At 67.8% G+C, this 10,999-nt stretch carries 10 protein-coding genes and 1 pseudogene; 6 read left to right on the top strand and 5 right to left on the bottom strand.

Annotated elements, in window-relative coordinates; genetic code table 11:
• Positions 1-25: 25 nt before the first annotated feature.
• The 5 genes from A5705_RS20470 to A5705_RS20490 all read right to left on the bottom strand — a co-directional run bounded on the left by A5705_RS20470 (position 26) and on the right by A5705_RS20490 (position 4,410).
• Positions 26-757 (bottom strand): GntR family transcriptional regulator, encoded by a 732-nt coding sequence (locus tag A5705_RS20470; protein ID WP_068279606.1) that lies wholly within the window; start codon positions 755-757, stop codon positions 26-28.
• 122 nt (positions 758-879) lie between these two features.
• The gene (locus A5705_RS20475) at positions 880-1,665 is read right to left on the bottom strand and encodes an LLM class F420-dependent oxidoreductase (RefSeq protein WP_068279613.1); all 786 of its coding nucleotides are present in this window, start codon (positions 1,663-1,665) and stop codon (positions 880-882) included.
• A gap of 15 nt (positions 1,666-1,680) precedes the next feature.
• Complete coding sequence (locus A5705_RS20480; RefSeq protein ID WP_156763174.1) at positions 1,681-2,595, bottom strand: alpha/beta fold hydrolase; 915 nt, start codon at positions 2,593-2,595, stop codon at positions 1,681-1,683.
• Between the two features lie 110 nt (positions 2,596-2,705).
• Positions 2,706-3,800 carry an inositol-3-phosphate synthase gene (locus tag A5705_RS20485; protein ID WP_067878118.1) on the bottom strand — a complete coding sequence of 365 codons (1,095 nt, stop codon included), beginning with the start codon at positions 3,798-3,800 and terminating at the stop codon, positions 2,706-2,708.
• Between the two features lie 67 nt (positions 3,801-3,867).
• Complete coding sequence (locus tag A5705_RS20490; RefSeq protein WP_067878114.1) at positions 3,868-4,410, bottom strand: PadR family transcriptional regulator; 543 nt, start codon at positions 4,408-4,410, stop codon at positions 3,868-3,870.
• A 268-nt stretch (positions 4,411-4,678) separates the two neighbouring features.
• Between A5705_RS20490 and A5705_RS20495 the strand changes: the two genes are divergently transcribed.
• The 6 genes and pseudogenes from A5705_RS20495 to A5705_RS20520 all read left to right on the top strand — a co-directional run.
• Positions 4,679-5,104, top strand: coding sequence for a DUF5318 family protein (locus tag A5705_RS20495; protein WP_068279619.1), 426 nt, complete (start codon positions 4,679-4,681; stop codon positions 5,102-5,104).
• Positions 5,097-7,712 (top strand): transglycosylase domain-containing protein, encoded by a 2,616-nt coding sequence (locus A5705_RS20500; protein ID WP_369829614.1) that lies wholly within the window; start codon positions 5,097-5,099, stop codon positions 7,710-7,712. Before A5705_RS20495 ends, A5705_RS20500 begins: the two co-directional genes overlap by 8 nt.
• Positions 7,709-9,358, top strand: a complete 1,650-nt coding sequence (locus A5705_RS20505) for a glycosyltransferase family 87 protein (protein WP_068279627.1) — start codon at positions 7,709-7,711, stop codon at positions 9,356-9,358. Before A5705_RS20500 ends, A5705_RS20505 begins: the two co-directional genes overlap by 4 nt.
• Positions 9,359-9,410: 52 nt before the next feature.
• On the top strand, positions 9,411-10,061 hold the full coding sequence (locus A5705_RS20510; protein ID WP_068279629.1) for a DJ-1/PfpI family protein: 651 nt from the start codon (positions 9,411-9,413) through the stop codon (positions 10,059-10,061).
• A 121-nt stretch (positions 10,062-10,182) separates the two neighbouring features.
• Positions 10,183-10,473 carry a 30S ribosomal protein S6 gene (rpsF, locus tag A5705_RS20515; RefSeq protein WP_061557737.1) on the top strand — a complete coding sequence of 97 codons (291 nt, stop codon included), beginning with the start codon at positions 10,183-10,185 and terminating at the stop codon, positions 10,471-10,473.
• Between the two features lie 71 nt (positions 10,474-10,544).
• A pseudogene (locus tag A5705_RS20520) lies at positions 10,545-10,931 on the top strand (single-stranded DNA-binding protein); the annotation flags it as partial.
• Between the last annotated feature and the right edge of the window lie 68 nt (positions 10,932-10,999).

Below are 10,999 nucleotides of genomic sequence, written 5' to 3' on the forward strand. Positions count from 1 at the left end.
CGGCGACCTGGCGCGTCGAAAAGGTCTAAAGCGCGATCGACGGTTCGACGCGAGGCGCGTCGGTTCCGGTGAATACCTGGGGGACGACCTGGACGATGTCGTCGGGCGCGGAAAACACCCTGCGCCGAAACAGTTCCGCCAGCATGGTCTGCGCCATCAGGTAGGAGCGACCCACGCACGCGGACCGGGCGGCCTCAGGATCACGCCGGTGTATCGCCGAGGTCTCATCTTCGTAGAACGGCAACATTTCCTCGCGGCTGCTTTGATAGGTCGTCCAGAACGCGCGAGGAATGAGGTTGCGCGATGCGCGGATCGTGGCGGCGAGCCGCGGTCCGGCGTACTCGTCGATGACCGTGTGACGGTATTCCGCAGCGTTGTCGTAGAAGGCCCTCGAATCCTTGGCGGTGCGCATCGATCGCATCAGCGCATCGAGTTGACCCAGGATCCGTGGAGTGGGGTTGGTCGCCGCGCGCGCCGACGCAATTCCCTTGAGCACACCGTCGAGCTCGTGGTGCTCGAGGACGGTGGCTTCGTCGAACCGCTCGACGAACGCGCCGCGGTGGTAGCGGGTGGACACGATTCCGTCGTGTTCGAGTTGCACCAGCGCTTCCTGAATGGGGACGCGGCTGACCCCCAGGCCGAGCGCGATCTCGTTGCGGTCGACGCGGTCGCCGCTGCGCAGCTTTCCGGTCAGAAGAAGGTGCAGGATATGCGAAACAACCAGGTCTTTTTCTTTGACCCCGTATTTTTTCGGCATCTATTGTTCCGAGCCTCGTTCCAACCCGCATCGGCCAGCTAGCGCTGAGAAGTTTCTCATGACTTCGCGCCGCCGTTAAGGTGTTTGGCCGATGAATTTGCGACAAACGGGAGGCGACCGGTCTAGCGGCTATCGCGCCACTTGCACAGCGCCTCCGCGGCGGTCAGGTCGTAGTCCGGACCGTCGCACCCGACGGTCAGCAGGGTGACGCCGAGCCCGACGAGCGTTTCGGCATTGGCGATCAGCGCGCCACCGTCGGTCACCGCGGCCGAGCGCTCGATGCCGACGGGGTCGCGCCCCACGTCGGCGCAGTGCCGTTCCAGAACGGCCGATTTCGCCGGGAACTCGTCGGCGGAGGTGAAGCTGTGCCAGGTGTCGGCGTATTCGGCGACCAGCCGCAGGGTCTTGCGTTCACCGCCGCCGCCGATGAGGACCGGGATGTCGCGGGTCGGCGCCGGGTTCAGCTTGGCCAGCCGCGACTTGATGCGAGGCAGCGCGGCGGCCAGGTCGTCGAGGCGGCTGCCGGCGGTGCCGAATTCGTAGCCGTATTCGTCGTAATCCTTTTGCTTCCAGCCCGAACCGATCCCCAGGACCAGCCGGCCGTCGGAGATGTGGTCGACGGTCCGGGCCATGTCGGCCAGCAGCTCCGGGTTGCGGTACGAGTTGCAGGTCACCAGCGCGCCGATCTGGATGCGCGAGGTCTGCTCGGCCCAGGCGCCGAGCATGGTCCAGCATTCGAAATGCGGGCCGTCGGGATCGCCGTAGAGCGGAAAGAAGTGGTCCCAGTTGAAGGCGATGTCGACGCCGATGTCTTCACAGCGGCGAACGGCGTCGCGGATCTGGGCGTAGTCCGGGGCATGCTGCGGCTGCAACTGCACGCCGATTCGAATGGGGCGGTCAGGATTCATATGCCCACCGTAGGCTCAGCGCGAGTCGAGCACCCCGCGCAGGAGCTCGATCAGCGCGCGCGGTTGGTCGCTCTGCACGGAGTGGCCCGAATTCTCTACGACGTGCGCGGTGCGGAAATTGGTTGCGCGCCTGGCGAGTTCGGCCGCGTCGTCGTCGTTGACGAATCCCGACGAGCCGCCTCGGATGAGCGTGATGGGCGCGGACAGCCGGTCGACGTCGTCCCACAGACCGCTGAAGTCGGGGAATTTGCGGATGGTGTCGTAGCGCCAGGTCCACTTGCCGTTGTCGAGCCGCCGGGAATTGTGGAAAACGCCGCGCCGCAGCGCCTTCTCCTCGCGGTGCGGTGCCGCGGCGATGGTCAGGTCGAGCATCGCCTGGAAGCTGTCGAACTCGCGCTCGCCGTGCATCAACGCCACCGTGCCTTGCTGCTCCTTGGTCATCTCGGAGTGTCGTTGCAGCGCCGACGGCGTGACGTCGATCAGCACGAGTTCGCCGACCAACTCCGGGGCGATGGCGCCCAGCCGGATCGCGGTCAGCCCGCCCAACGACATGCCGACGACGAGGTCCGCACCGGGCGCGTGCTCGCGCAGCGCCGGCAGCAGGGCGTAGGCATTGAGCTGCGGCGAGTAGTCGCCGTCCTCGCGCCAGGCCGAATGTCCGTGCCCGGGAAGGTCGACGGCCAGGGCCGGCTCGCCGAGGCCGACGATGACCGTGTCCCAGGTGTGCGCGTTCTGCCCACCGCCATGCAGGAAGACGATGCGCGGGCCCCCGGATGAGCGAGCTCCCCAGCGCAGCGCGCTGATCCTGTTGTCGGCCGGGCCCGATTCCACCCGCTCGACGTCGGGCAGCGGCCCGGCGACGCCGGCCTGTTCGGCATTTTCGGCCAGCAGCGAGAACTCCGACAGTCCCGCCGGTCCGTCCTCAGACATCTCGGTCACGATCTAAAGACACTACGGCCCGACCGCGAGCGTAACGCCACCGCGTAAATCGGAGCCGACAATCGCAGTGCCGTCACGCTCGCGGGCCGCAAACCGGAGAGTTACCCCTCGATGAACTCTTCGAGCTGAGCGCGCGCGACGTCGTCGGGCAGCTGCTTCGGCGGACTCTTCATCAGGTAGGCCGAGGCGGGGACCACCGGCCCGCCGATGCCGCGGTCCTTGGCGATCTTGGCCGCCCGCACCGCGTCGATGATGACGCCGGCCGAGTTCGGCGAGTCCCACACCTCGAGCTTGTACTCCAGGTTGAGCGGCACGTCGCCGAACGCCCGGCCCTCCAGTCGGACGTAGGCCCACTTGCGGTCGTCGAGCCAGCCCACGTGGTCGGACGGTCCGATGTGCACGTCCTTGGTTTTGAACTCGCGCTGCAGGTTGCTGGTGACGGCCTGTGTCTTGGAGATCTTCTTGGACTCCAGCCGCTCGCGCTCGAGCATGTTGAGGAAGTCCATGTTGCCGCCCACGTTGAGCTGCATGGTGCGGTCCAGCTGCACGCCGCGGTCCTCGAACAGCTTGGCCATCACCCGGTGGGTGATGGTAGCGCCGACCTGGCTCTTGATGTCGTCACCGACGATCGGGACGCCGGCGTCGGCGAACTTCTTGGCCCACACCGGGTCCGACGCGATGAACACCGGCAGCGCGTTGACGAACGCCACGCCCGCGTCGATCGCGCACTGGGCGTAGAACTTGTCGGCCTCCTCCGAGCCCACCGGCAGGTAGGACACCAGCACGTCGACGTTGTTCTCCTTCAGGACCTTGACCACGTCAACCGGCTCGGCGTCGGAAACCTCGATGGTGTCGGCGTAGTACTTGCCGATGCCGTCCAGCGTCGGGCCGCGCTGCACCGTCACGTTGGTCGGCGGCACGTCGGCGATCTTGATGGTGTTGTTCTCCGACGCGAAGATGGCCTCCGACAGGTCGAACCCGACCTTCTTGGCGTCCACGTCGAACGCGGCGACGAACTTGACGTCGCGGACGTGGTAGCGGCCGAATTTCACATGCATCAGGCCGGGCACGGTGCTGTTCTCGTCGGCGTCGAGGTAGTACTGGACGCCCTGAACCAGCGACGACGCGCAGTTGCCGACGCCGACGATGGCGACTCGTACGTCCGTCTGCGCATCCGACGGCTTGTGGTCACTCATAGGGCGTTCTCCTCACTCCATAACTTCTTGTCTCGGGTACTTCTCGTGCGTTTGTCGTGCAGGGGTTTCACGTTTGTTCGGAAAGCCCGGGCATCGCCCGCTCCGCGGCGATGAGCTCGTTGAGCCACTTGACCTCGCGCTCACTGGACTCCAGCCCCAGCTGATGCAGCTGCCGGGTGTAGCGGTCGAACGAGCTGCTCGCCCGCGCCACCGCTTCGCGAAGCCCTTCGCGGCGCTCCTCGACCTGACGGCGGCGACCCTCCAGGATGCGCATCCTCGCCTCTGCCGGCGTGCGGTTGAAGAACGCCAGGTGAACGCCGAAGCCGTCATCGGTGTAGTTGTGCGGGCCGGTGTCGGCCACCAGCTCGCCGAACCGCCGCCGACCGGCGTCGGTCAGCTGGTAGACGCGACGCGCCCGCCGCACCGGGGTGCCGGCCGGCGCCGCGTTCTCCGCGATCAGCCCCTCGGCCTGCATGCGCCTCAGGGCCGGGTACAACGACCCATACGAGAACGCCCGGAACGCGCCGAGCAGGCCGGTCAACCGCTTCCGCAGTTCGTAGCCGTGCATGGGCGATTCGATCAGAAGGCCCAGGATGGCAAGCTCCAGCATCGATTCACCCCCTTTGCACGGACTGTTACGACGGTTCGACGCCTCGCGTCATCGTATCGTTTCGATATATTCGTCACAACACTACCTGATGTTATTGCGCCATTCGTCACAGCGAAGCTGCGCGATAACCCGCCATTAGCCGCCGCCACCGCAGGTCGAGGGGTCCTACGGTGCGAGGCGGCTGGTCGTCGGCCGATGGCCTCGGCGCGGGCCGGCAACCGCCTCGGTTGCGTGTCGGTGGTGCGGGCGGCCACGTACTCTGGTCACCGTGCGACTGCAGCGACAAGTGGTGGACTACGCGCTTCGGCGGCGCTCCCTGCTCGCCGAGGTGTACTCGGGCCGCACCGGTGTGTCCGAGGTTTGCGATGCGAACCCATACCTGCTGCGCGCGGCGAAGTTTCACGGCAAACAGAGCCAGGTCATGTGCCCGATCTGCCGAAAGGAACAGCTGACTTTGGTCTCCTGGGTATTCGGCGACCACCTGGGTGCGGTGTCGGGTTCGGCGCGCACCGCCGAAGAGTTGGTGATGCTGGCGACCCGCTTCCAGGAGTTCTCGGTGCACGTCGTGGAGGTGTGCCGGACCTGCAGCTGGAACCACCTCGTGAAGTCGTATGTCATGGGTGCGGCCCGCCCGGCACCTCCTCCCAGGGGCACGCGGACGGCGCGCAGCGGCGCCCGAACGGCCATTGAGTAACGAAGGGCGCCACGACCAGTCGCCCAGTGATCTGAACCAATCAGCGACTGAGCGCGTGGGCAAGCACGCGAGCACCGACCGGCCGGGCGGTCACGGCGGGCGCGAAGCGCCACCGGGTCACGGCCGACGCCGCCCCGTTCCCCCGGACGACCGGTTGACCACGATCCTGCCGCCCGTCGTGGACGACCATGCGCCCCGGCGGCCCGACCCCATCCAGGAAGTCAAGGCGGCCCTGGACAGCCCGGCGTCGTCGCCGCAGCAGCGGGACCCGCTCGAGGAGGTCAAGGCCGCCCTTGACAGTCGCGCCGCGACGTCCGGGCGGCGGGAGGGGCCCATGCCCGGGCGTCGCCCACCCGACGGGCCTCCGCCTCCGCCTCGGCCACCCGGCGGGCCGGGCGGACCCGGTGACGGCGCGCCCCGACCCGGAATCGATTGGAGCTGGGTCGACCAGATCAACTGGCTGTGGGTGCGACGCGCCGCCTACATCACGTTGGCGGCGCTGGTGCTGTTGCCGATCGTCACCTTCGCCATGGCGTACTTCATCGTCGACGTCCCCAAGCCCGGGAACATCCGCACCAACCAGGTGTCGACGATCCTGGCCAGCGACGGCTCGGAGATCGCGAAGATCGTTCCGCCCGAAGGCAATCGGGTCGACGTCAACATCAGCCAGGTCCCCGTCCATGTGCGCCAGGCGGTGATCGCCGCCGAGGACCGCAACTTCTACTCGAACCCCGGCATTTCGTTCACCGGCTTCGCCCGGGCGGTGAACAACGACCTGTTCGGGGGTGGCGACCTGCAGGGCGGCTCCACGATCACCCAGCAGTACGTGAAGAACGCGCTGGTCGGTTCGGCGCAACACGGGTTCAGCGGTCTGATGCGCAAGGCGAAGGAATTGGTGATCGCGACCAAGATGTCGGGGGAGTGGTCCAAAGACGATGTCCTGCAGGCCTATCTGAACATCATCTACTTCGGCCGCGGCGCCTACGGGATTTCGGCCGCGTCCAAAGCCTATTTCGACAAGCCGGTCGACCAGCTCACCGTCTCGGAGGGCGCGCTGTTGGCGGCCCTGATCCGGCGGCCGTCCTCGCTGGACCCGGCCGTGGACCCCAAGGGCGCCGCGGAGCGCTGGAACTGGGTGCTCGACGGCATGGTGGAAACCAAGGCACTGTCGCCGAGTGACCGTGCCGGGCAGGTGTTCCCGGCCACCCTGCCGCCCGAACAGGCCCGCGCGCAATACCAGACCACCGGTCCCAACGGGCTGATCGAGCGCCAGGTGACCAAGGAGCTGATGGAGCTCTTCAACATCGACGAGCAGACGCTGAACACTCAGGGCCTGCAGGTCACCACCACGATCGATCCGAAGGCCCAGCAGGCCGCCGAGAAGTCGGTGTCGAAATACCTCGACGGGCAGGATCCGGACATGCGGTCCGCGGTGGTGTCGATCGATCCGCACAACGGCGCGATACGCGCCTACTACGGCGGCTCCGACGCCAACGGCTTCGACTTCGCTCAAGCCGGGTTGCAGACAGGGTCGTCGTTCAAGGTGTTCGCTTTGGTCGCGGCGCTGCAGCAAGGCATCGGCCTGGGCTACCAGGTGGACAGCTCCCCGCTCACCGTCGACGGGATCAAGATCACCAACGTCGACGGCGAGAGCTGTGGCACCTGCAATATCGCCGAGGCGCTGAAGCTTTCGCTCAACACCGCCTACTACCGGCTGATGCTCAAGCTCAAGGGCGGACCGCAGGCCGTCGCGGACGCCGCGCACCAGGCGGGCGTCGCGAAGAGCTTCCCCGGCGTCGCGCACACGCTGTCCGAGGACGGCAAGGGCGGCCCCCCGAACAACGGAATTGTGCTGGGCCAGTACCAAACCCGGCCGATCGACATGGCCTCGGCGTACGCCACGCTGGCCGCGTCGGGCGTCTATCACCGGCCGCATCTCGTGCAAAAGGTCGTCAACGCCGAGGGCCAGGTGCTTTTCGACGCCGGCAATACGGACAACAACGCCAACAGTGGCGAGAATCGCATCGACAAGGGCGTCGCGGACAACGTCACCGCCGCGATGCAGCCGATCGCCGCCTATTCGCGCGGCCACAGTCTGGCCGGCGGGCGTCCGTCGGCGGCCAAGACCGGGACGGTGCAGTTGGGTGACACCCAGGCCAACAAGGACGCCTGGATGGTCGGTTACACGCCGTCACTGTCGACGGCCGTGTGGGTGGGCACCGTACAAGACAACGTGCCGCTGGTAACCGCCTCGGGCGCAGAGGTTTACGGTTCCGGGCTGCCGTCGGACATCTGGAAGTCGACCATGGACGGCGCCCTGAAGGGCACCTCCAACGAGAGCTTCCCCAAGCCGAGCGAGATCGGCGGGTACGCGGGCGTGCCCGCGGCGCCGCCGCCGCCCGCGCCGCCGCAGGTGAGCGTCGTCCAGCCCACCATCGAGGTGGCGCCGGGCATCACGATCCCGGTCGGTCCGCCCACGACGATCACCAACGCGCCGCCCCCACCGGGCGGCTACCAGCCGGGCGGCCCGCAACCGGGCGGCCCCGGCGGGTTCCAGCCACCCGGGGTCCCACCGGGCGGCCCGCAAGCTCCGCCGCCGCCGCCGTGACCGGCGCTCGGCAGCAGAGCGCCACCATCTCACCGGAGCCGTTGGCGGCCGACCTGCGCAGCGTCGACAACCGCGATTGCCCCAGCCGCACCGACTTTTTGGGCGCCGCGCTCGCCGAGGCCGGCGGGGGGCCGGTGGGCCGGCACGCGCTGATCGGCCGGACCCGGGTGATGACCCCGGTGCGGGTGATGTACGTGATCGCGCTGGTGTTCCTGGCGCTCGGCTGGTCGACCAAGGCGGCGTGCCTGCAGAGCAGCGGCACCGGGACGGGTGACCAGCGGGTCGCCAATTGGCAGAATCAACGCGCTTACTACGAGTTGTGCTACTCCGACACGGTTCCCCTGTATGGCGCGGAGTTGTTGAGCCAGGGCAAGTTTCCGTACAAGTCGAGTTGGATCGAGACCGACGCCGGCGGGGCTCCCCAGGTCCGCTACGACGGGCGGCCCGCGGTGCGATACATGGAGTATCCGGTGCTGACCGGCGTCTATCAGTACGCGTCGATGGCGGTGGCCAAGACATATACCGCGCTGAGCAAGCTCGCCCCGTTGCCGGTCGTCGCCGAGGTGGTGATGTTCTTCAACATCGCGGCGTTCGGCTTGGCGCTGGCCTGGTTGGCGACGGTGTGGGCGACCGCGGGTCTGGCGGGTAGGCGCATCTGGGACGCTGCCCTGGTGGCCGCCTCGCCCGTGGTGATCTTTCAGATCTTCACCAATTTCGACGCCCTGGCAACGGCTTTCGCGATGGGTGGCCTGCTTGCCTGGGCACGACGAAAACCGGTGCTTGCCGGGATGCTGATCGGACTGGGCGCCGCGGCCAAGCTCTATCCGCTGCTGTTCTTGGGGCCGCTGCTGGTGCTGGGCGTCCGGACCGGTCGGCTCGGCGCCTTCGCGCGCACCGCGGTGACGGCGGCGGCGACCTGGTTGTTGGTGAATCTTCCCGTGCTGGTCCTCTTCCCGCGGGGCTGGTCCGAGTTCTTCCGGCTCAACACCCGCCGCGGCGACGACATGGACTCGTTGTACAACGTGGTGAAATCGTTCACCGGCTGGCGGGGTTTCGATCCGAAGCTCGGCTTCTGGCAGCCGCCGACCGTGTTGAACACGGTGGTCGCGGTGACGTTCACGGTGTGTTGCGCGGCGATCGCGTACGTTGCTCTCACCGCGCCAAGGCGCCCGCGGGTGGCGCAGCTCGTGTTCCTGGTGGTGGCCGCGTTCCTGTTGACCAACAAGGTGTGGAGCCCCCAGTTCTCGCTGTGGCTGGTGCCGCTGGCGGTGCTGGCATTGCCGCATCGGCGAATCCTGTTGGCCTGGATGACGATTGACGCCCTGGTGTGGGTGCCGCGGATGTACTACCTGTACGGCAACCCGAACCGTGGGCTACCGCTGCAGTTCTTCACCACGACGGTGTTGCTGCGTGATGTCGCCGTGGTGGCGCTGTGCGCGCTGGTGGTCCGGCAGATCTATCGCCCCGAGGAGGACCTGGCGCGCTGGGACGGCCGCGTGGACGACCCGGCGGGCGGTCCGTTCGACCGGGCCTCCGACCGTCCGCCCGGGTGGCTGCCGGCCCGGCTGCGTCCGCCGGGGCTGCGTCGTCCGGACGCGCCCGCGCCGGAACCCGACACCGAGGCGGCGGCGGTGGGGCAGCCATGACGCGCGCCGACGACGATGATGCCGGCGTAGCCGGGATCGAAGGAGTGGCGCCATGACGGTAGTCGCGATCCCGCTGTTCGATCGGTTCACCGCGCTCGACGCCGTGGGCCCCTATGAAGTGCTGCAACGGATTCCGTCGATCGAGGTCGTGTTCGTGGGCCACCGCCGAGGAGAGGTGCGCACCGAGAACGGGATGCTCGGCGTGGCCTGCGACGCCACGTTCGGCGAGGTCGGCGCTCCCGACGTGGTGGTGGTCCCGGGCGGCATCGGAACCCGGCGGCTGATCCGCGACGCGGACGGAGATGCGATCCGCGCGTGGCTGCAATCGGTGCACCCCCGCACCACGTTCACCACCTCGGTGTGCACCGGCGCGCTGTTGCTGGCCGCCGCCGGCCTGCTCGACGGGTTCACCGCGACCACCCACTGGCGGTCTGCGGACCTGCTCAACGAGTTGGGGGCGCGCTACGTCCCCGACCGGGTCGTCGAGCACCTACCGCGGCGCCTCATCACCGCCGCGGGCGTCTCCAGCGGCATCGACATGGCCCTGCGGCTGGTCGAGCTCCTGGTCGACCGCGAGGCCGCGCAGGCCGCCCAATTGCTCATCGAATACGACCCGCAGCCGCCGTTCGATTCCGGCGCGCTCGCCAAGGCCGATGAGGCGACCGTGGCTCGGGCCCACGAGTTCCTCCAAGCCCGGCGGTAAGCGCGCGGATTTTTCCGGCAGACCCCCTGTCCGGTAGCCTGGTGCGGTTGCCGACGCAGGCGACCCTCCTGCCACGGAACGACCGTGGCCGCTTGAGACCAGAGGAGGTGGTGAGGTTTCCATGCGTCCATACGAAATCATGGTCATTCTTGACCCCACGCTCGACGAACGCACCGTGGCCCCGTCCCTGGAGACGTTCCTCAACGTCGTCCGCAAGGACGGCGGGAGCGTCGACAAGGTGGACATCTGGGGCAAGCGCCGGCTGGCCTACGAGATCGCCAAGCACGCCGAGGGCATCTACGTCGTCGTCGACCTGAAGGCCGAGCCCGCGACGGTGTCCGAGCTCGACCGCCAGCTGAGCCTCAACGAGTCGGTGCTGCGCACCAAGGTGATGCGCACCGACAAGCACTGAGTTCCGAGTGTCGTCGGAGCTGCGTAGGCTCAGCCGGAACATATCTGTGAAGGCGGACCGAGGAGGAAATTGTGGCTGGTGACACCACTATCACCGTTGTCGGCAACCTGACCGCGGACCCCGAACTGCGGTTCACTCCCTCGGGTGCGGCCGTGGCGAACTTCACCGTGGCGTCGACGCCGCGGATCTATGACCGCCAGAGCGGGGAATGGAAGGACGGCGAGGCGCTGTTCCTGCGGTGCAACATCTGGCGGGAGGCCGCCGAGAACGTCGCGGAAAGTCTCACCCGTGGCTCCCGGGTGATCGTCACGGGGCGCCTCAAGCAGCGGTCCTTCGAAACGCGCGAGGGCGAGAAGCGCACCGTCGTCGAGGTCGAGGTCGACGAGATCGGCCCCTCGCTTCGGTACGCCACCGCCAAGGTCAACAAGGCCAGCCGCAGCGGCGGCGGGGGTGGCGGCTGAATGGAGCAGCGGCCGCAGCTTGGCGGTCTTTTCGGCGGTCCAACCGGGGGGCGACAGCCCCACGT

This window comes from Mycobacterium sp. E787 (assembly GCF_001668725.1).
Classification (GTDB): domain Bacteria; phylum Actinomycetota; class Actinomycetes; order Mycobacteriales; family Mycobacteriaceae; genus Mycobacterium.

What these genes read in the sequence shown, in the direction of transcription:
- A5705_RS20470 (WP_068279606.1), bottom strand. Translation starts at nt 757, where the DNA reads ATGCCGAAAAAATACGGGGTCAAAGAAAAAGACCTGGTTGTTTCGCAT.
- A5705_RS20475 (WP_068279613.1), bottom strand. Translation starts at nt 1,665, where the DNA reads ATGAATCCTGACCGCCCCATTCGAATCGGCGTGCAGTTGCAGCCGCAG.
- A5705_RS20480 (WP_156763174.1), bottom strand. Translation starts at nt 2,595, where the DNA reads ATGTCTGAGGACGGACCGGCGGGACTGTCGGAGTTCTCGCTGCTGGCC.
- A5705_RS20485 (WP_067878118.1), bottom strand. Translation starts at nt 3,800, where the DNA reads ATGAGTGACCACAAGCCGTCGGATGCGCAGACGGACGTACGAGTCGCC.
- A5705_RS20490 (WP_067878114.1), bottom strand. Translation starts at nt 4,410, where the DNA reads ATGCTGGAGCTTGCCATCCTGGGCCTTCTGATCGAATCGCCCATGCAC.
- A5705_RS20510 (WP_068279629.1), top strand. Translation starts at nt 9,411, where the DNA reads ATGACGGTAGTCGCGATCCCGCTGTTCGATCGGTTCACCGCGCTCGAC.
- rpsF (WP_061557737.1), top strand. Translation starts at nt 10,183, where the DNA reads ATGCGTCCATACGAAATCATGGTCATTCTTGACCCCACGCTCGACGAA.